Genomic DNA, 21,876 nt, shown 5'->3' with positions numbered 1-21,876 from the left:
CAACGCTGGTCCTGTACTTTTTTAATTTCTCATTTTTCCCGGACTCGTACCAAATTTCTTACGGAATGCCGTACTGAAGTGTTGTGGAGATGAATACCCCGCCTCTTCCGCAATCATGGCCATGCTTTGATGTCCACTCAAAATCATCTCCCGCGCCAGTTCCAGCCGGTGATCATTCAGGAAACCAAATACTGTATTATCAAAAACAGCCTTAAAACCGGACTTCAGCTTAAACTCATTCAATCCTGCTTTCCTTGACAACTGCTCCAGGCTCAACGGCTGTTGTACATGCTGCAGCAACAGGTCACGGGCAAAATATAATTTCTCCACATCACTGGCGGAGATCTTATGTTTTGCAGGGGCAGTAGAAAGATGGTCTGTTTCCATCTGATCACACTGCAAGGCCAGCAGCTCTATGGCTTTTGACTGCAGGAAAAGCTTTTTAAGGCCTCCCTGGAACTTACACTGACGTACTTCTTCGATCACCATCCGCATACGGGGCGTAATACGGGGGTTGAACTTTGTTGCCAACGCCGCAGTGCGGTTTCCAGCCACATTATCAGCCAGATCTCCCAGCACCTTACCATTGTTTTCCGCCAGTTCGAGGAAACGACCAGGCATAAAATTCAATCCAAAAAACTGGATGTCCCGCTGTTTCTTTACTCCTGCGGTCTCTGATTCGTAAGGATTGAACAGGAGGTTATGTTCCAGGGTGCTGAACTTAAAATGGTCGCTCACCCCTTCCAGGGAAGTACTAACATCTCCCTGCTCCATAAACATCATGAATACCCTGGGTTCCTGAAAGTCTGTGTGGATATGAATATTTTCATACACATCGGCCTTACAACAGGCCATACTGATACCATCAAAGCAATACTCCCGGAAACTGGCCTCCCCGAAATCATGTTTCATTTCCTGGGTTTCCTCAATAATAGCCCGGGACCGGATTTTCTGATAGTCAAAAGGCGTGTCCTCCGTCAGCAGTACATGGTTGGCATCATTTGTAATAACTATGCCCATAAAAAATCCGTTTCGTATAAGTGTTAATCCGTTTCGTGTAACAGTTATATGGGATAACAGCAGCAAATTTGCATAAAAATATTCCGAATACTAAATTAATTACGCCATGATGGGAATATTCCGTACCAATATTACAACTGTTAAGGATAGAAACAATGTCATAAACGCAATTTCCGCACAATTTACCGTGAACGCCTGTAGTGTAGATCTGGAAGACTGTGACAAAGTATTGCGTGTTGTTAGCCCTCAATCATTAGCTGAACAAACAATCATAGAATTTGTCACCCGGCTGGGGTTCAATTGTGATATTCTGGACTAGATAAATATACTGCACAACATATAAAGCTACCTAAACGAAGAAATAACAACGATTTTGCGCGTTATTCCTTCGTTTAGGTAGCTTTATTCTATTTATAAAAAAAATAATCTATTTGCGTAGGGGTATAATATTTTTGCCACGTCTTATATGCACATGCTCGAAAAGGCAATGCAAATTATAATAAAACGGACTTAATTTTTATGAAAACTAAGGCAACCATGTTGCTGTCACTGCTCCTTCTCCTCTTAGCAGGACAAACAACAACCGCACAGCAGCAACGATATACCGTAAGCGGCTATGTAAAAGACAAACAAAACGGAGAGAGCCTGGTGGGTATCTCTATTGGAAAAACCGGCACCTCCGTTGGTACCGTGAGCAACCAATACGGATTTTACTCCCTCACGCTTCCGGCAGGCGAACACGAACTGCAGTTTTCTTATATGGGCTACGGAACTTATAAAACAACTGTCAACCTAAAAAAGAATGCAACTGTAGACGTCAGCCTGGAAGCTACCAGCAGCCAGCTGAATGTTGTAACGGTAAACGGTCAGAAACAGGAAAGGACCGTAAATACCCTCAATACCAGTATCAATAAACTGGATATAGCGCAGATGAAAAAAATGCCCACCTTCATGGGTGAAGTAGATGTACTGCGTGCTATTCAGACCCTCCCCGGTGTAAACACCGTAGGGGAAGGTGCTTCTGGCTTTAATGTACGTGGTGGTAACAGCGATGAAAACCTCATCCTCCTGGATGAAGCACCCGTATACAACTCCACCCACATGCTCGGCTTCTTTTCTGTGTTCAATCCGGACGCCGTAAAAAGCCTGAACCTGATTAAAGGTGGATTCCCGGCTGAATATGGTGGCCGTACGTCTTCTGTACTGGATATACGTATGAAAGATGGTAACAACCAAAACTTCGCCGTAAACGGTGGTATCGGTAATATTTTCAGTCGCCTGTCTGTAGAAGGACCGCTGGTAAAAGATAAAGCCTCTTTCATTGTGGCTGCCAGAAGATCCTATATAGATCTGCTGATGAAGCCTTTTGTAAAGGGAGATATGAAAGATACCAAACTCAACTTCTACGACATCACTGCCAAGGCTAATTACAAATTCAATAAAAACAACTCCCTCTTCGTAAGTGGCTACTTCGGAAGGGATGTATTCGGATTCGGAAAAGACGTGAACATGAACTGGGGTAATAGTACTGCCACCGTTCGCTGGAACCACGTTTTCACCAACCGCCTGTTCCTGAACCTGACTACTTATTATAGTAAGTATGATTACAGTCTCGCCTTCAGCAACGACTCCAAGAAAAAGACCAATGAAGATTCCCAGGCCTACGACTGGACTTCCAATATCATCAACTACGGCTTAAAACCATCTTTCACTTATTATATCAATTCTTCTAACAGCCTCCATTTTGGTGTACAGGGTATCTACTATACCTTTAAACCCGGAACTGGTACCAGCACGAATGGTGATGTCAAGCATGTGAAAGAACTGTCTGACCAACATGCACTCGAGTCTGCGGTGTATATTGATCATGAGTACAAGCCCTCTAAAAAATTCGGTATCCAGTACGGCGGCCGCCTTTCTGCTTACCAGTTTCTTGGCAAAAGCACCGCTTACTTCTATGCTGACACCACCCCTGGTATCCGCAAAAGGCTGACCGGAACGAAAGACTATAGTGACAATGATCTGATTAAGGGATATTACTACTTTGAACCCAGAATCAGCGCCCGTTATGCTTTTACAGACGAACATGCGGTGAAAATAGCCTACAGCAGAACTACCCAGTTCATGCACCAGCTGTCTAATACTGCTTCTCCTACCCCACTGGATATCTGGACCCCCAGCACCAACAACATCAAGCCAATGGTGTCGGATCAGTATACAGCAGGTTATTTTTATAATGCTCCTAACGATGCTTATGAATTATCTGCTGAAGTATTTTATAAAACAACCGATAACCAGGTGGATTATATAGATAATGCCAACCTGCAGCTGAACCCGTTAATCGAAGCAGATTTGCTGCCTTCACAGGGACGCGCTTACGGATTGGAACTGTATGTTAAAAAAGATATCGGCAAAACTACCGGCTGGGTAAGTTACACCCTGTCACGCACAGAAAGAAAAACACCAGGTATCAGTATGAATGAGTGGTTCCTGAACCGCTACGATCGTACCCACAACCTGAACCTCGTATTAACACATACCTTCACGCAACGTACTTCTCTGTCTGCCAACTGGGTATTTGCATCCGGCACACCAGGTACTTTCGCAGATAACAGACTGGAGTTCCAGGATTGGGACATCCCTTATAACAGTACTGAAAAGCGTAATAACTATCGTTTACCGGCTTATCACCGCCTGGATCTGTCTATGACCCTGAAAGGCAAACAACTCAAACGCTGGAAGGGAGAATGGGTATTTTCACTGTACAACGTATATGGTCGCAGAAATGCTTACACCATCTACTTTAAACAAAATGAAGATGATCCAACCCAACGTGAAGCGACCCGCCTGTCTATCATAGGTTCTATTATCCCGGGTATCACGTACAACTTTAAGTTCTAATTGTCCAAAATTCAAGACCAGATGAAAAAATCATTCCTTCTCATATTATTTGCTGCCATTGCGGGTTTAACCGCCTGCGAAGACAAGGTAGACCTGAACATTGCGAAAGGCACCTCTTTTCCTGTGCTGGATGCGTGGATTACCAACGAGCCCGGATTGCAGAAAATAAAGTTCACTATGTCCGTACCATATACGGATAACAACCCGGCTCCCATCATTGATGATGCGCAGATCACTTTATATGACCTGACTACCGGCGCTACCTATCCGTTTTTGTTTAAAGACAAAATGTATAGCTACGACGCAACTGCTAAGCCGATTGGTGCAATAGGACATGCGTACAAACTGCGGATTTTATACAAAGGAGAAACCTTCGAAGCATTAGACAGTATCAAAAGAGTACCCCGTATTGATTCTATCTCTTACGAATTCAAAACAAAAGAGGAATCAATCAGTGGTAAAGAAGGCTACTATGCCAGGTTTTATGCCCGCGATCTCAAGGATACCGTAGATTATTACTGGATCCGCTCTTATCGCAATGATACCATCAAACGTTTAGAAGATAACTTCTCAATAGATGGTTCTTATGATGCCGGTGTTTCTGATGGAGATCCGTTTATTTTACCGATAGAAGAAGGAATTACCAACTACAGTAAGCCCTTCCTCAAAGGAGAAAAGGTGATTGTAAAATTGATGTCAGTAACCTATCCTGCTCATGATTTCCTGACCCAGGTAGATGCCCAGGTAAATGCCGGTGGGTTATTTGCCAAAGTGCTGGAAAACGTGAAGAGTAATGTAAAGAACACCACCCCGAAAGGACAAATAAGGATATTAGGCTGGTTCGGCACTTCTGCGGTCAGCAGGGCGGAACGAAGCTTTGGTAAGTAAGTTTTAGGTATAGTTTTAGTGAAAATGCAGCGGAAATTTCCGCTGCATTTTTTTATTAAGCAAGTTCCATCCAACAGCTCCAAAAAATCGTTAACTTCAGTAGCAGAAAGTTACAACAATATGCCTCCCGACCTGATTACATATGCCATTCCCGGATTTGTGCTGCTCTTATTGCTGGAGATCATCTTCACCACTATCGATAAGAAGAATATGTATGAGCCCAAAGATGCCCTCAGCAGCATTGCGATGGGACTGGGCAATGTATTCATCGGTATTTTTACGAAAGCCGTCATTTTCGGGATTTATCTTTTCCTTTACCAGTTCCGGTTGTTTACATTGGGCTTTACTTGGTGGGCATGGGTTTTATGTTTTTTTGCAGATGATTTCAGTTACTACTGGTTTCACCGCAGCAGTCATACCATCCGGTTTTTCTGGGCTTCTCATGTCATCCATCATTCCTCTGAAAAATATAACCTCGCCACTGCCCTGCGGCAAAACTGGACAGGGAACTTAACCGGCACATTTACATTCTGGCTCTGGATGCCCTTACTGGGATTTCATCCGGTGATGGTGATGAGTATGCAGGCCATCAGCCTGATTTACCAGTTCTGGATCCATACAGAAGTCATCAATAAATTGCCGGCGCCCATAGAATATATTTTCAACACACCTTCGCATCACCGGGTACATCATGGTTCTGACCTGGATTACCTGGACCGCAACCACGCAGGCATACTGATCATATGGGATCGCCTGTTCGGAACTTTCACACCGGAAAAACAACGACCCGTATATGGTCTTACTAAAAATATACATAGCTACAATCCTTTCCGTATAGCCACCCACGAATGGTTAGATATATGGCAGGACGTACGGCATTCCCATTCCCTTCGGGAAGCATGGCATTACATTTTTGATGCACCGGGCTGGAGTGYGGATGGCAGCAGGAAAACGACAAGGCAGCTGCGGCGGGAGCAAAATCGCATCTGAAAGAAATAATCCTTCAAATTATTTGGCAATTACGAAAACTATCGTACATTCGTTTACGAAGATATTCGTACAACAATAATCATCATTAATACACATTGTTTTGAAACAGATCCGGCCTACAGAAAGTGAATTGGAAATTTTGGGTGTACTCTGGGAAAAGGGCCCCAGCACCGTTCGTGAGGTACATGATATCTTATCTCAAACGAAAGATGCCGGTTATACCACTACACTTAAGCTAATGCAGATTATGCATGAGAAAGCGCTGTTGCAACGCGATACCAGCAGCAAAACCCATGTGTATACCGCCGCCGTTTCACAGCAAAAAACACAGGAACAGTTACTCAATAAAATGATAGACACGGTTTTTGGTGGTTMAGCTTCTCAGCTGGTCATGCAGGCCCTTGGCCATCATCAATCATCAGACGAGGAATTGGAAAAGATCCGTGAGTATTTGTCAGCAATAGAAAAACAACAAAAGAACAACAGGTAAATCTGGTACCATGAACTTATTACCTATTACGGGCGACTTTGTACGCGCCCTGGGATGGACGATCCTTCATTCCATGTGGCAGGCATTCTTTATCTATGCCTGTTTGCGGATAGTATTAAAACTTTGGCCGCTGGCTGGTGCGAGGATCAGATATAATTTATCACTCTTATCACTCTCCGGCATTTTTACCTGGTTTCTCGCTACGTTGTATATGCATGTACAGCGGCTGCAGGAAGCAAGAGAAACCATTATTCAGATTCGCGGCAATATTTCACTGCAGGGTCCTGTACCCATGCAGGCGGTATATCCCAGCCAGGATCCGTTGATATGGCTGTTTCCCAACCTGGAGTTGTGTTTTCCACTGCTGGTAACCCTCTACATAGCGGGCATGACTGGCATGACCATTAAACTGTTCTCCGATCTGTTTCAGCTTCACCAGATTCGCACTACCAGGATAGAGCCCATGGGCGCCGCATGGGATAAGCACCTGGATAAACTGGCCGCTCAACTGCAAATTCCCCGCAAGGTGAAACTGTTGATCTCCAGACATGTACAGGTACCCGTTATGCTGGGCTTTTTAAAACCCCTCATCCTGTTGCCGGTGGCGATGGTCAACAATCTTACTGAAGAACAGCTGGAAGCCGTGTTACTACACGAACTGGCGCATATCAAACGCAATGATTATCTGTTGAATATCTTCCAATCAATTGTTGAAACAATTCTTTTCTTTAATCCTTTTGTATGGCTGATTTCCAAAACCATCCGTATAGAAAGAGAACACTGCTGCGATGACCTGGTAATAGCGAATACCGTACAACCGCTGCAATATGCGCATGCACTGGTAGCGCTGGAACAATACCGGTTGACCGCCAACCGGCTTACCATGGCTGCTGCAGATAGTAAACAACATCTGTTTCACCGCATTAAACGCATCATGGAAATGAAAACTAAACACCTTAATTATAGTCAGAAATTTTTAGCAGTATTAATTATTGCCACCGGCCTGGTATCCATCGCCTGGTTAAACCCTGCCAAAGGGAAGAGCAATGAAACTGAACAAAAGAAAATAGCAGAAAAGCAACATATCGATTCCGTACCACGCAAAAATGTTACTACGGCCATAGATTATGTTGTGGAGCCATCCAGTGCTGGAACCGATCGTTTCAAACAGCAGTTGGATAACGTGATCATCGATACTGCAGATCCCGCCATTCCGGTACCGAGCACACCTGCAAAACCGGATATCATGCCGGCAGCAACTCCTGTGACAGCCCCTAATCCGGCTCCGAAGCCATTGGCACCGATAGCTCCTTTAAACGGAGCATTGTCTGCCGACTTCACGCCAATAGCACCACAAACCTATAGTTATAATTATAGTTTCCATAAAATCGGAGACAGCACACCCATTGTGGTCTCTTCAAAAGTAAATGTCAATACAAACACCAATGTCCACACAGACATGTATAGCACCAATGATGTGCAGGTTAATAAAGAAGAGATCCGCAAACAGATCAGGGAAGCACAACGCAGCGTTCAACAGGCTATGAAGCAGTTAAAAGAAGTAGATATGAAGAAAGTACAGGCAGAGATCCAGGCAGCTACTAAAAATATCGACTGGCAGAATCTGTCTGCTGAAACCCGCAAAGCACAGGCAGAAAGCGTGGCCGCCCTTAAAAATATTGACTGGAACCAGATTAATAAAGCCCAGGCTGAAGCAGCAGCTGCACTGAAAAATATTGACTTCGCTTCCATCAGTAAAAATCTGACCCAGGCTTATACCAGTCTGAATGTAAGTGACCAGGTGCGGAAAGAACTTGACGAGGCCCGCAAAATGGCTGGCAATGCACAGGAATACACGTCTAATCAATTGGAGGAAATACGCAGACAAAGAGCGGAAGCCCTGGCAGATGCTGCCAGAACAAGACGGGAAGCCGGCAAAACAAGGGAAGAAAATGGCCGGTCAAGAGAAGATCTCAAAAAAGAAGCCGCTGAACAAGAGCATTCAGCAGAACAAGCCAGGAAAGTAGCCGCTGAACAAAGGGATGTTGCAGACAAAGCCAGGAAGATAGCTGCCGAATCAAGAGATGTTGCAGACAAAGCCAGGAAGACAGCCGCCGAACAAAGAGATGTTGCAGACAAAGCCAGGAAAATAGCAGATGAACAAAGAGTAGTTGCTGACAGCTACCGGGAAATGCTCCGCAGAATGGAGGCCGACAACCTGCTGGATACAAAGAAGGATTACAGCGTGGAAAAAAATGATAAAGGCTTATTTATCAATGGTGTAAAGCAATCCGATAAAGTAGCTAATAAATATAGCAAATACCTGAAAGCAAAGCGTGTAAATATAAAAGGATCTTCAAACACTTATAATACCGATATAGAAAACTAATTACTGCCATTCTATTGCAGATTGCATCCGTACCATTACCGTTCATACGGTAATGGTATTTTTTATTATAGCGGTTCACTTATCTTTAGGTTAATTATTTAACGATATAGTATATGAAAGCATTTTGTATTACACTTGCCATGTTTACCGCCATCATGGCGAATGCACAGGAAAAAAGCGTAGTGATCAACAACCTGGTAAATGGGAAAATCAACGCAGCTACTCCGGTAAAAAATCAGGGAATGACTGGCACCTGTTGGTCATTTTCATCCACTTCTATGGTAGAATCGGAATGTTTGCGCAAAGGACTGCCAGAGCTGGATCTCTCTGAAATGTTTACCGCCCGTAATGTTTATATAGAAAAAGCAAAAAACTATGTACGGCGGCAGGGCTTTGCCCGTTTTGACGAAGGCGGTCTGGCACATGATGTAATCCAATCTATTGCTGCCTACGGCATAGAACCTGAAAGTGTGTACAGTGGGCTGAAAGGCAACGCCACTACCCACAACCACGGAGAGATGGTGGTAGCTATGAAGAAATACCTGGATAGTATCATTAAGGTTTCACCGGTACCTGATAACTGGGTGACACAATTTACCGGTATACTCGACAATTACATGGGACAGCCTCCTGCTTCGTTTGAGTACAACGGCAAAACCTATACACCGCAAACCTTTGCGAAAGAAGTAGTGAAGTTCAATGCGGATGATTACGTATTTCTCACCTCCTTTACGCACCACCCTTTCTACAAATCTTTCGTCATAGAAGTACCGGATAATTTCTCTAACGGCGCCTATTACAACGTACCATTAAAGGAACTCACTGGTATTACGGAAACTGCACTGCAAAAAGGTTATACGGTGTTATGGGACGCAGATGTGAGCAACAGAGGATTCGCTTCCAGCAAAGGCTTTGCTTTACTACCTGAGCCAGGTGCTTCTCCGAAAAAAGATAGCATCGATCCGGATATGGCGGAACCTTCCTATACACAGGACTCACGTCAACAGCTATACGAAGAACTGATCACACAGGATGATCACCTGATGCATATTACAGGGATTGAGAAAACACCCAAAGGTAAAACCTTCTTCCTGGTAAAAAATTCATGGGGGGCCAATTCCAGTCCATTTGGTGGTTATGTAAATGTTTCAGAGGCTTATTTTGCCGTGAATACAATTACAATAGTAGTACCTAAAGCTGCGCTGGATAAGTCTTTACAGAAGAAGTACAGTATTAATTAATACTTATTACAGAACATACTTTGCAGTATTATCACTCATGTAGTATCCGCTGCCTGGGTTGCAACAGCTTTCAATAAGTGTTTTATGCCAGGCGCTTATTACACGAGATAAAAGCGTTGTGTTTTACAGCAAGCACTTATTATATCACCCGATGATAGTGCAGCGTTTCATAGCAAGCACCTACTATATCACATGACGAAAGCGCAAAGAAATTTATACGGTCGTATTCAGTTGCATTGCCCCGTTAAATTTCTTTGCGCCTGTTGTCAACAGGTCACGGTTAACTTTTTCTCTGCGATTGATTGACATAGGTATCTGAACACCCGCTGTAAACCGGACCAGGGATTTATGAATAAAGGATAGTAAAGCCTTTAATATGTTGTACGTCGCCAGTTGTAATTTCCAGCTCCTTTACTGCTGCCATGGCAGGCCCTGATTTGCACCAGTCAATAAAATCTTCCATTGCCTGTTCTTCTGCTTCTGCCAGGATCCATACGTTTCCATCCAGCAGATTTTTTACTTGTCCCTGTACATTCATTGAATCGGCTACACGCTTTGCATTAGCCCTGAATCCTACTCCCTGCACACGGCCTTTCACAATAATTTCCTTGTGTACAATTGTCTTAGTTGTCATAAATTTTATTCGATTAACGCGGTAATTGCCCAATTCCTGACTGCATGTTATACAAATGGAGAAGGACACTCTCAAAAAACATTCTAAATTTCCGCTAAGATACAAACAACTAAAAACTTATTACAAAAGGGAATGAATGGAATAAAGATGAGGAAAGGATTCATTCATACAAACATTAATCTGAACCAGGGTTTACCGGATAATGGATACGCAGCATTATATGAAATTGGGGTGCTAACGGATCAATAACGGTTGCAACTGACTACCATCCTGGGATAGCAGCTAAGGACTGCAACGCAACAGTATGAAAGGATGGTTAACTTGAGGGAAACAAACACTGATGAACATTGATATAGGGAAGGGATAACAAATTATTTATCCGTCCCAAGTCCATCAATTCTGCGAATCTACCACCCGGCAATCCCTGAATCAGACAATTTTATGGTTGCTTATGCAGCATAATTAAACAACGAACCAACCATGTGTTCAATATCTCCAAATACAAAGTCTTTTAGGCGTTCGTATTTTCCACCGGCAGCAGGCCTTTTCAGCAAACTAAAACAAYGACAATTAAAGCTGCGTACAAATATTTGCTGCGCCAGTAATGGCATGACCATATTGACTTCCGCATCCTGTAATCCTCTCGCCAGCATAATATGCGGCTTGAAAGTCTGCGGCTTCAATTCAAAAGCCTGCAAAATACTACGATGCAACTCAATCAGAGGCTTGGGGTTAGCTACATTGATGAAAACACTGTTGTGCCCATCTGCATGCCTGAACGCATCCATTTTAGACGTGTAAATGGCAAAACCTGCCTGTTTACGCGCTACCTCTTCCAGCATGGTAACAAAATCTTCCTGAAAACGCTCCGGGAAGGCTGATCTGAACAATGCCACATGAACCGGTGCTCCTGACATTCCTGTATCGTTTAACTCCGCAGCTACAAACTGCCGGATACGGGTCACGTCCTTAGACACCAAAGCATCCGGATTCACTACCAATAAATAATCAAATAACTCTTCCGAAATTTCATAATTCGTATTCATAACCTGATATTTTAATTCTCCCTGTTAGAATGACAATACGAATATACAACCTTTTTTCAGAATTACTAATTTTTTTAGCATTTTTTACTAAAAAAATACGCAGCTCTACTAACTGCGTATTTCTCAATTATTTATTTATGACAGCTTTTCTATAATCGCCACAAAATCAGCAGCCACCAGAGAAGCGCCACCAATAAGGCCTCCGTCTACATCAGGGCAGGAAAACAGCTCTGCTGCATTGCCTGGCTTGGCACTGCCTCCGTATAAAATAGAAGTATGTAAAGCCGCTTCACGGCCAAATTTATTAGCAATCTGTGAACGAATGAATGCGTGCATGTCCTGTGCCTGGGCAGAGCTGGCGGTAAGACCCGTACCAATAGCCCAGATAGGTTCGTAAGCAATTACCACCTGCTTCAATTGTTCTTCTGTCAGATGAAACAGACTCTCCTCCAGTTGCTTCGCTACATAGTCGTTCTGTGTTTCCGCCTGTCTTATTTCCAGTGGTTCACCACAGCAGAAAATTGGTTTCAATCCATTGGCCAGTACCTGGTCGATCTTCTTTGCCAGCACTGCATTACTTTCCTGGAAATATTCTCTTCTCTCAGAATGACCCAGAATCACATAATCCACTCCTATTGATTGCAGCATTTCAGCAGATACTTCACCTGTATAAGCACCTGATTTTTCACTCGCGCAATTCTGTGCGGCTACATAAAAACCAGGATAGTTTTTCAGTAACGCCTTTGCTTTCAGCAAATAAGGAAAAGGGGTAGCCACTACTACTTCCTGTCCTTCTTTCAATGTCAGTCCTGCCTGCAGAATGTCATTGATCAGCTGCTCGCCCTGTGCCAGCGTAAGATTCATTTTCCAGTTACCTGCAACAATTTTCTTTCTCATAAATATTGTGATATTAAGTTTTAAGGTCTTTCTGTTTTACTAATTCATATACCGCTTTCAATACCTCACTATCCTTTTCTGACAAGGCTTGTCCTTTTAAAACCATCCAGTTCCCGGCATCTTTCAGGGCTTCTTCCAAACGGTAAGTATCGTTGTCACCCCAGCTGAAAGAAGGCACAAATTTAGGCGGGAAATGCGCTCCAAATACATTGCTGGACACACCTATCACCGTCCCGGTATTCAACATTGTATTAATGCCGCAACGACTGTAATCCCCCATCAGCACCCCACACTTCATGCCTGCTGATACGGCCTCCCCATGCGCTTCCATCCATACTTTTACAGTGGATACATTGTTTTTCAGATTGGAACAGGAAGTATTAGCCCCCAGGTTGCACCACTCTCCTATTACAGCATCTCCCAGGTAACCATCATGCCCCTTGTTGGAATAGCCAAATATTACACTGTTTTTGATTTCACCTCCACCGGTAGAAAAGGGTCCCAGGGTAGTAGCCCCGTATATTTTTGTACCCATTTTTAACACCGCCCCTTCTCCTAGTGCAAAAGGTCCGCGGATAAGACAACCTTCCATCACTTCCGCATTCTTCCCGATATAAATAGGCCCTGTGCTGGCATTGAGTACACTGCACTCTACCTTAGCGCCTGGCTCCAGGAAAATATCCGTATGATTGATTTGTTGATTGGTGTGTGATAAGATAGCCGATGTCCGGCCGACCGTCAGTAGCTTATAATCTGCCCTGATTGCTTTGTCGTTGAGCGCAAAGATATCCCAAGGCTTATAAATTCCCAGTACTTCTCCAGGATAATTTTTCCGGTCGCCCGCCGACAGCATGGGAACCTCTGGGCCCAACACCGCTTTGGCCAGTAACTGGTGGTCTTTATACAACTCCTGATCCGGTTGCAGCGCCGCAATGGCAGCTACCAACTCAGCATCCGGCAATATATGCCCACTCAATAATATGTTTACAGCCTGGCCGTCTTTGTGCAGCAAAGGATATTTATCCTGTAAATGCGGTACAGTAAAATGACTAACTCCTGTACCCAGCCAGAGTTCCCATTTCTCCTGTATGGTGAGTATTCCTACTCTGCAGGCGGCGATGGGCCTTGTATGTGTAAAAGGGTATAACAGTTCACGTACGGGCGTGTCAAAAAGAATATAATTACGCTCCATAAGGGGCTAAAATAGAAAATCCCATCGATAAGCCGATGGGATTTCCCTAAAAAATATTTTACTTAGAAACTATGCTTTCTTAGCGTAGCGCTTGTTGAATTTGTCAATACGTCCTGCAGTATCCACCAATACGTTCTTACCAGTATAAAAAGGGTGAGAAGTATTGGAAATTTCCAACTTGATCAACGGATACTCATTGCCGTCTTCCCACTTTGCAGTTTCTTTGGAAGGAGCAGTAGAGCGGCTTAAAAAGCTCTCACCGTTTGACATATCTTTAAATATCACAAATCTGTAACTTTCTGGATGGATTCCCTGTTTCATATCAAAATTATTGTAAATACAGGGTGCAAAGTTAACTAATTTTCTTTAACACCCAAAGATTATTCGTAAAAAAAATCAGGATTTCATGTTTATATACTGCAAAGGTATGCCCAGATTGGCTTCCTTCGCTTTCTGTATAACTTCCTGTAAGTCATCAATTTTTTTGCCGGTTACCCGTACAATATCGTCCATAATGGCCACCTGTACCTTCAATCCGGCATCTTTAATCATTTTCACTATCTTCTTGGCATCTTCCTGTTTAATCCCGTTACGCACAGGTATCTCCTTTTTAAATACCTTCCCACTCTGATAAGGCTCCTTGCTGAGATCGTAAATAGAAGCATCCAGCCCCTGACGCATGGTGCGACTCACCAATACATCCAGCACCTGACCCAGCTTCATGTCACTATCTACTTCTATATTAAGCACCAGTTCTTTCTTATTCAGCTCTATTTCCACATGTGAACCCTTGAAATCAAACCTGTTGGTAATTTCTTTCTTCACCGTGTTAATCGCATTATCCAGTGTCTGTAAATCTACTTTGCTAACAATATCAAAGGACGGCATAACTAAAAATTTTATATTCGAACAGCAAATATAAAAAAGAAAAAGCAGGTAGAGAACTACCTGCCGCATATATACTCTAAATCTAACTTGTTATTAAATCTTACTGATCCGGCCCATGCCTGATATAGCCTTTGTTACGCCCGGATCTCCTTTATATTTTACGTTACCCATACCGGAAATGCTTACATCCAGTTTCTTCTGGGCAAACACCTTTGCTTTACCGGTACCGGAAATGCCGATTTTTACATCATTGACAGAGAAATCCAGGGCCTCGATGTCTGCTGAACCAGAAATACCATATTCGGCACTTTCTGAACTCCCTTTCAGTTTTACATTACTGGCGCCGGATAATCCTACTTTCAGCGATTGCACTTTGATATCCAGATCAGCATCTGCAGCGCCGCTGAATTGCAGCCGAATCTGATCGCTGCTTAAAACACCAGTACTGGTAAACCCACCCGCACCACTGGCAGACAATTTATCAACCTTCTGCAGGGTGACATATACCTTAATCTCTTTGGTAGGTTGAATATTATATCCCTTTTTAGAATGGATACTCAGCTCACCACCGGAAATATCTGTAATAATATAAGGCAGCAGGTTTTCTTCCGCTTCTATCTTGATACTATGCGTGTTTCCCTGTGTGATAATTACTTTATACACACCAGAAGTCCCGATATCTGTAAAGGCAGATGCATCCCTCGATTCCTGTTTCACATTTCCATTACCCTTGATCCTTTCCTCTGTAATATGTTTAAAGGAAGCAAATACACCGGCGGCTAACAGCAATGGCAGCGCGATCATCAAATACGTGGCTAATCGTTTCATAGTGTAACTGTATTTTTAAGATTTTAGAATGATGCTATATTTTAGAAAATATCAAGATTAACATCGGAGTTTGTTCCCTGTATTTTTATATAAGGAGATGATTCACTCCCACCGCCTGCCTGTGCTGAAAAATTCAGCGTGGAGCCTCTCTTGTTAGATACGGTATTTTTCAGCTCCAGTCCGCCTGTATCCAGGTCCCCATTGACCAGGTTTGCGTGAATACTCAGTGGTTGCCTGCGGGAAAAAGCCATTTTTAAGTCAGAATAGGTCAACTGGAAATCAGCCTGTTTAAAGCCACTCCCCACTTTCAGCACCTTCACATCTCCATACGTCATTCTCATGTTCATCCCCTGCTGCAGTTCGGCTACTCTTACATCAGAGTAGGTACAACGGCCCTCTACCCAATCTGCCGATTCTACTTTATAATCATCATAGTTAGCGGCTATCTTCAGACTTCCCAGTTTGCCCACCGTATATTCGCTGTAGTTAGAGCTGGTTTCGAGTGCATCCAGCTTATCGGCACGTATTGTAGAATAATTGCCTTTCACATTCACTTTACCGGCTTTCCCGATTTTGCCTTTATCACAGTAATTGATTCTAAAGGTGAGGTCTTCGGCTTCCCGGATATCAAACGTACAATAGTTCATATCCAGCATGGCAGGGAAGGTGAACTTGTCTGCTATCACATCTCCGAACTGATTCTCTACTACCAGTTTTTGCAGACTTTGCGGAATATATATATCGTAGTCAATATTCACATAATCTTTGGAATCCATTTTACCACCCCAGGAAAACCAGCTGGAACCTCCTTTGCTAGGGCTGTAAGCGGTACGCATAGATACTGCCGTGCTACTGCTTTTATCAGTGTCAATATCTACCAGTTCTGCGATAGACCGGGCCTGCTCATCTGTTTTCCCGAAGCCGGTAATGGTAATGGTAGCTTTAATTTCATTCTTGTTCCAGGCATGAAAAATAATCTTACCATATTTATTCACAATGCTTAAAGTAGCATTGTCGCTTACTGTAAAATCTTTAACGATTGTTTTCTTGTAAGCCGTTCCTCCATTGTGGGCCTGTGCCAGTAACGGAAGCAACAGGAATAACAAGCATTTAAATCTCAGCTTCATATTGCTTTTTTGTGTGAGCGGGAGTTACACGTTTGTGCTGCAACTCTTCCAATATTTTGTCAAGTAAATCCAGCTTCAGCTGGTAGTAGCGTACAAGTGCAGCGCGGATTCTTTCATTGCCGGGATTGTTCTTTAATTCTTTTTCCAGCGCTTTATAAGTATCGTTGCGAAGTTCAAGTTCCTTACGGGCGGCACTGTCCAGTCCCAGTTCATTCACCGGATAGGCATTGATCAGCTGCAGCTTTTCGTTTATACGTGAGGTATAGTATGCTTTTGCTTCCTGCATCTCAGGCGCTATTACTGCCAGTTCCTGCTGCTGATGCTGTTTATGTTTGGCAAAATAAAACAAGGCACCGGCATTTACCAGTAATACTAATATGACAGCTGCTTTAAACCAGTTTTTCTGTAAAAGCTGTACTACCCTACCTTTGCGTTGATTATTCAGTTCTTTCTCCATTGCATCCCAAACCCTTGGTGAAGGTCCGGGCACCTCAAATTCTTCACGGTGCTGTTGGATAAAACTTTCAAAATTGTCTGGCATTAACGAGTTACATTTTGCTGTTTTACAATTTGCCTTACTTTCTCTTTGGCACGCATATACTGCGTTTTCACGGTAGACTCGGTGATACCCAGCATTTCTGCTATTTCCCGGTGTGAATACTCTTCAAAAAGATAGAGATTCAATACGGTACGATATCCCTGCGGTAAACCATGGATGGCAGATTTTACAGCAGCAACGGTCCAGGTAAACTGGGCTTCGTCTACTCCCTCTTCTGTCATCACTTCCACTTCGTCTACATCTTCAAAATATACTTTCTTTTTACGAAGTGTATTCAGACAATGATTTACCACGATCCGCTTAATCCAGGCACTAACGCTGTTATCACGTTCCAGTTTATGAATGTGCTTGTGCACCTGGATGAAAGCCTCTTGCAAGGTGTCTTCCGCATCGCTCACATTATTTGTCATACGCAGACAGATATTATACATAGCAGCAGCGTACGCGTCGTACAATTCAYGGAATGCGCGAACATCCCCCTTTTTGCAGCGGTCTACTACATTCTCTGCTATTTGCGTTTGATTCAAGTTAGTGGCTGATGCTTTCATTATAAAGACAGTAATTGTAAAAAAGGTTGCATGTCGTTGAAAGGATTTTCCGGCTTATTGTGACTTTAGCCCGTCTCCAAAACAGCTATGGCTCTCTTATCTATTTAATTATTAATTATTTATAGAGATGGATGAAGATTATATCTGGTATAAAATATTTTCCAAAATTATACTAATGCCCTGTCCGTTGCTATCAAATTACACCAAAGACCTCTTTTCTGTGACGAAACCAACATATCCCAGGTCCGGAAGTTTGAAAGGAAAACGCAGCCCAATGAGAGGCTACGTTTTTCCATCCTTTATATACCTAAAAAACCATCTTTAGGACAGGGGGCTGTTAGTTGCCACCCTGTTTTACACGATTTTGTTCTGCTTCCAATCCTGTCTGACGGGTACGGGCGGCCTTTACGTTTGTGTTTCCAAAACGATAGTTAAAGGTCAGTCTCACCTGTCGGCTATCCCGACCACTGGATACAGAAGTGTATTTACCGGCATTTTCAAAAGATCCCCGGAAGTAATTGGTTTTGAAAACATCGGCTACATTCAGTTTCAGGGAGCCTTTACCTTTCAATACTTTCTTTGATACACCCAGATCCAGTGAAGACATAGATTTCATTCTAAATAATCCTTCATTGGTTACCTGCGGCGAAACATAGAAGTAAGTGACTTCAGCTGCCATATCTTTATTAATGGTAAATGTTTGTTGTGTGCGGCCAAAGAACCCACCGGAAGAGAGTTTTACCGGATTATTATTTACTACCGTTTCATATTTCCCGTAGGAAACAGATACCGTGGTAAAACTCATCCACCATTTGGTAATAGGCATTGGCAAAGAGATATTCAGGTTAAAATTATCCGCATTGGCCACATTCATGTATTTATACCGGAGAATGGAAGTATCTCCTGTTGACTTATCCACGTCCGCTTCCAGGATCCTGGTCATCATATCTTTTGTACGTGAATAGCCTATAGAGGTGATCAGGAATTCCTTGAAAGTATGTGTGATTTCAAAGTTGTTGGAGTATTGTGGTTTCAGATTTGGATTACCTGCTTCCTTGGTATACCTGTCCAGGTAGAATTCAAATGGATTAAGATCTTCGTAGCTTGGACGCTCAATACGACGGCTATAGCTGAATCCAAGGGTATTGCTTTTGTTCAGGGTGTATGTCAGCGCTGCACTTGGGAACAGGTTAAAATAAGAGGAGTCATTTTTCACCACCTTATTTTCCTTGCCCTGCATGGAGGTGGAGTTACCGGTAATATGTGTTTGTTCTCCCCGCAAACCTAACTGCACATTCAATTTCTTATACTGTTTGTTGAAGTTGATATAGGCAGCATTGACATTCTCTTTATATATAAAATGATTGGAGCGGTTTTCATCCAGTATCCAGTTGCCGCTTCTTAATGAATCAAAACGTGCATCGTTATCTGTAGTCACAAAGCTCACTTTCACACCTGCTTCCAGCTTGGCCTGGTTTTTCAGGGGGTGTACGTAATCAATCTTGGCAGTTTTTATTTCTATGCTGGAAGGCTGGTTATTACGGGAAGTATCCGCGCCAAGTATTCTTTTTCCTTCTACATCACGGGAAATTGCATAGATACTGTTAAACTGTTTGTCGGTGTTCCGTGCATAATCCAGATCCACGTTCAGTTCTTTACCAGTGCTATCCAGGATACCACGATAGTTCACGTTATAAGCGCCTCTTCTCCATTTAGCATCGTAGTTGGTGTTGGTAGATAAAATAGAATCTACGGTTTTACCATTACCTATTTTGGTGGCGGAGTAAGAAGGAAATTCACGGGTTCTGTCTGCCAGATCCACCATTACTCCAATGGTATGTCCCTTGCTGATGAAATAATCTGCTCCGATTTTAACACCATGATAATCAGATGTTTGTTTCATGTTGTTTATCTGGTCGTATACGCTGAGTCCTTTATTATCCTGAATAGAGCGATAAAGGCCCAGATCCTGCTGTTGCTCACGGTGACTATAGTTATAGGAGCCGAATATGTTAAACTTTTCGTTCCGGTGATTCAGGTTTAGTCCACCGTTCATGCGGGGCCATTTACCGATAGCTCCACCCAGGGTAACATTACCGTTAGTACCGTAGCTGGTATTCTTCTTTAATTTCAGGTTAATGATCCCTGCGTTACCGGCTGCATCATATTTGGCGGAAGGATTGGCAATCAGCTCGATCTGATCAATATTTGTAGCTGGCATACTTTTCAGCAATTCGGCCACATCTTCCGGTGTCATGTTGGTCGGTTTGCCATCTATCATAATAACCACGCCACCTTTACCTTTCATAGAAATATTACCATCCTTATCTACATTAATTGTTGGCGATTTTTCCAGCACTTCCATTGCAGAGCCACCGGAAGCGGTGATGCTGCTTTCCACGTTTACCACCATTTTATCTGCTTTCTGCTCTACAAATGGCCTGCGTGCGGTTACATCAATGCCTTTCAATGCTTTGGAAGCAACTTCCAGCGACAAGGCGGGTACCCGAACAGGGCTGCCGGCAACATCAAATACTTTGCTATATACTTTGGACATACCAACGGACACAGCCGCTATCAGGTATTTACCTTGTTTTACCTGTTCAAATTCATACTTACCATTGATATCTGCGATGGCTCCTTTCACCAGGGAAGAATCTTTTGCTTTTAATAAGATTACAGTAGCGAACTCTACAGGTTTATTACCTGCCTGGTTAACTTGTCCTGCCACGCCAGGGGTATTTTGAGCCATGGAGGTTAAAGCTGTAGCTAACATACTCATTGTTAATGTTATAGCTTTAAAACTTGTTTTCATATAAGGGCGATTTAGAGTGTTAGATGTTGTTTGGTCTTTTAAATACATACTTTTTTAGAACCTTAGCTTATATACTACAGTAGTTAGACTTACTACAGTAGATTAACTACTACGATGTAAAAATCGGTATTATGTATTACACAGTACATAGCATTACACAAGCGGTCTATAGAAAGGGACGAATGGTAAAAACTATGGAACGATTAAAAAGACGATTGAGGAGAAATAAAGTTGCACGAGATCCTGCACTATATAAAATAGCGGTGTTAATACAGGATGGCCGGTATTATAAGGAGATAAGAAAGTAGAAAGATGGTAAAGGAAAGGGCTGTTTAATTCAGTCGCTCATCAAAATCTATCATTTTACGATAGGTAGGCTTGCGGCGATGGTGGTAGAACTGCATCGCATATATAAATAAGACCATGCATAGGAATACCAGCAACATTGATAAGGTACTGCGTAAGCCTAATAAGAGGTTATCCGGAGACAATACCCTGCTGCTGATAAACACTTCTTCAGGCGTCCAGCGGGCAGATAGGTCTGTACGGGGATTAAAATCGGCATAACCGTTTCCATTGGTAAAATGCGCCAGGGAAGCGATCTGCTGTAATTGTTTCCTGATTCTCCCGATGTCGCCAGCTTTACCAATAGCGGTAAAACAGAGGGAACCTCTTCTACCCAGGAGTCGTACTTCATAATTAAGCACAGGAGGAGTGATTCCGTCAAAATGTAATATTCTGGCCCAGTGCAGGGTGAGATTGTTTTTATCAAAATAAGGAGGGAATGCCCAGTCCATGCTGGTAATCACACCGGCGCCTTTACGACTGCGTAATACATTTTCATTTTTCAGCTCCTCCTTCATGTCATGGAGCAGTTTACTATAATTGATCTTCCCGGCTTCCTGTTCGTTCAGGTATCCGGAAGGCTCAAAAGAAATCACAAATCCACGGAAATCCTTATCCATAGGGCCTGCCCTTTCTGGCAACAATACGCCCAGTGTATTAGAATTTTCGGGATTACCCCATAAAGACTCTACGAGCAACCGGCTTTGGGCAGCATCCAGCAAACGGAATCCTTCCGGCACCTGTAAAGTAGCTCCTTGTCCCAGTTCCTGTTCCCCCACCTTGTAAGAAAAGGATGCCACTATAATATCAGACGAATCCAGCTTATCATACCTGCTCAGACTATCTTCCCTGGATAATCCAAGGGATTTGAGGCAGATAGCCAAACAAAAAAATGCGATAAAGCTGCAATAAAACGTACGCATAACTCTAATTAAATAGCCACAGGTTATTTATCAGCTCAACAAACAAGGATAAACCAGTAAAAGGTTACGATTAATAGTCAGATTAAAAATACAAATAGATAGTGCTACTATAACTCTGCTGAAAAATTAGTTTTAAAATTGAATCTGTACAATAG

Annotated in this window: 19 protein-coding genes; 6 read left to right on the top strand and 13 right to left on the bottom strand. The window is 43.0% G+C overall.

Annotated features, from left to right (window positions below):
• Positions 1-21: 21 nt before the first annotated feature.
• A complete protein-coding gene (locus AC1DP6_RS04950; RefSeq protein WP_477053832.1) occupies positions 22-1,020 on the bottom strand; it encodes a helix-turn-helix transcriptional regulator in 999 nt (332 codons plus the stop codon).
• A gap of 519 nt (positions 1,021-1,539) precedes the next feature.
• Between AC1DP6_RS04950 and AC1DP6_RS04945 the strand changes: the two genes are divergently transcribed.
• The 6 genes from AC1DP6_RS04945 to AC1DP6_RS04920 all read left to right on the top strand — a co-directional run bounded on the left by AC1DP6_RS04945 (position 1,540) and on the right by AC1DP6_RS04920 (position 9,919).
• Entirely contained in the window at positions 1,540-3,921 is a 2,382-nt protein-coding gene (locus AC1DP6_RS04945) for a TonB-dependent receptor (protein ID WP_477053831.1), read from the top strand.
• Between the two features lie 21 nt (positions 3,922-3,942).
• Positions 3,943-4,809, top strand: a complete 867-nt coding sequence (locus AC1DP6_RS04940; RefSeq protein ID WP_477053830.1) for a DUF4249 domain-containing protein — start codon at positions 3,943-3,945, stop codon at positions 4,807-4,809.
• Between the two features lie 24 nt (positions 4,810-4,833).
• Positions 4,834-5,799, top strand: coding sequence for a sterol desaturase family protein (locus AC1DP6_RS04935; RefSeq protein ID WP_477053829.1), 966 nt, complete (start codon positions 4,834-4,836; stop codon positions 5,797-5,799).
• A 100-nt stretch (positions 5,800-5,899) separates the two neighbouring features.
• Positions 5,900-6,289: a BlaI/MecI/CopY family transcriptional regulator gene (locus AC1DP6_RS04930; protein WP_477053828.1), complete on the top strand. Its 390-nt coding sequence runs from the start codon at positions 5,900-5,902 to the stop codon at positions 6,287-6,289.
• A 10-nt stretch (positions 6,290-6,299) separates the two neighbouring features.
• Complete coding sequence (locus AC1DP6_RS04925) at positions 6,300-8,678, top strand: M56 family metallopeptidase (protein WP_477053827.1); 2,379 nt, start codon at positions 6,300-6,302, stop codon at positions 8,676-8,678.
• A 113-nt stretch (positions 8,679-8,791) separates the two neighbouring features.
• Positions 8,792-9,919, top strand: a complete 1,128-nt coding sequence (locus AC1DP6_RS04920; protein ID WP_477053826.1) for a C1 family peptidase — start codon at positions 8,792-8,794, stop codon at positions 9,917-9,919.
• Between the two features lie 346 nt (positions 9,920-10,265).
• On the opposite strand, the gene AC1DP6_RS04915 is transcribed toward AC1DP6_RS04920, so the two are convergent.
• The 12 genes from AC1DP6_RS04915 to AC1DP6_RS04860 form a co-directional block, all read right to left on the bottom strand.
• Positions 10,266-10,553 (bottom strand): acylphosphatase, encoded by a 288-nt coding sequence (locus AC1DP6_RS04915; protein WP_331961360.1) that lies wholly within the window; start codon positions 10,551-10,553, stop codon positions 10,266-10,268.
• 449 nt (positions 10,554-11,002) lie between these two features.
• On the bottom strand, positions 11,003-11,599 hold the full coding sequence (locus tag AC1DP6_RS04910; protein ID WP_477053825.1) for a 2'-5' RNA ligase family protein: 597 nt from the start codon (positions 11,597-11,599) through the stop codon (positions 11,003-11,005).
• A 135-nt stretch (positions 11,600-11,734) separates the two neighbouring features.
• Entirely contained in the window at positions 11,735-12,496 is a 762-nt protein-coding gene (tpiA, locus tag AC1DP6_RS04905; protein ID WP_477026243.1) for a triose-phosphate isomerase, read from the bottom strand.
• 13 nt (positions 12,497-12,509) lie between these two features.
• Complete coding sequence (locus AC1DP6_RS04900; protein ID WP_477053824.1) at positions 12,510-13,688, bottom strand: putative sugar nucleotidyl transferase; 1,179 nt, start codon at positions 13,686-13,688, stop codon at positions 12,510-12,512.
• Between the two features lie 69 nt (positions 13,689-13,757).
• On the bottom strand, positions 13,758-14,009 hold the full coding sequence (locus AC1DP6_RS04895; RefSeq protein WP_079473370.1) for a type B 50S ribosomal protein L31: 252 nt from the start codon (positions 14,007-14,009) through the stop codon (positions 13,758-13,760).
• Between the two features lie 75 nt (positions 14,010-14,084).
• On the bottom strand, positions 14,085-14,576 hold the full coding sequence (locus tag AC1DP6_RS04890; RefSeq protein WP_477053823.1) for a YajQ family cyclic di-GMP-binding protein: 492 nt from the start codon (positions 14,574-14,576) through the stop codon (positions 14,085-14,087).
• A 93-nt stretch (positions 14,577-14,669) separates the two neighbouring features.
• Positions 14,670-15,404, bottom strand: a complete 735-nt coding sequence (locus AC1DP6_RS04885) for a head GIN domain-containing protein (RefSeq protein ID WP_477053822.1) — start codon at positions 15,402-15,404, stop codon at positions 14,670-14,672.
• 41 nt (positions 15,405-15,445) lie between these two features.
• Positions 15,446-16,531 (bottom strand): hypothetical protein, encoded by a 1,086-nt coding sequence (locus AC1DP6_RS04880; RefSeq protein WP_477053821.1) that lies wholly within the window; start codon positions 16,529-16,531, stop codon positions 15,446-15,448.
• Positions 16,515-17,072, bottom strand: a complete 558-nt coding sequence (locus AC1DP6_RS04875; protein WP_477026238.1) for a hypothetical protein — start codon at positions 17,070-17,072, stop codon at positions 16,515-16,517. Before AC1DP6_RS04875 ends, AC1DP6_RS04880 begins: the two co-directional genes overlap by 17 nt.
• Positions 17,072-17,638, bottom strand: coding sequence for an RNA polymerase sigma factor (locus AC1DP6_RS04870; RefSeq protein WP_477053820.1), 567 nt, complete (start codon positions 17,636-17,638; stop codon positions 17,072-17,074). The genes AC1DP6_RS04875 and AC1DP6_RS04870 overlap by 1 nt, the downstream gene beginning before the upstream one ends.
• 337 nt (positions 17,639-17,975) lie before the next feature.
• Complete coding sequence (locus AC1DP6_RS04865) at positions 17,976-20,453, bottom strand: TonB-dependent receptor domain-containing protein (protein WP_477053819.1); 2,478 nt, start codon at positions 20,451-20,453, stop codon at positions 17,976-17,978.
• A gap of 332 nt (positions 20,454-20,785) precedes the next feature.
• A complete protein-coding gene (locus tag AC1DP6_RS04860; protein WP_477053818.1) occupies positions 20,786-21,721 on the bottom strand; it encodes a DUF2167 domain-containing protein in 936 nt (311 codons plus the stop codon).
• Positions 21,722-21,876: the final 155 nt, after the last annotated feature.

The organism is Chitinophaga sp. 01L420 (genome assembly GCF_056399985.1).
Note: the sequence above shows the minus strand (reverse complement) of the source record. Positions and strands in the feature narration are given on the sequence as shown.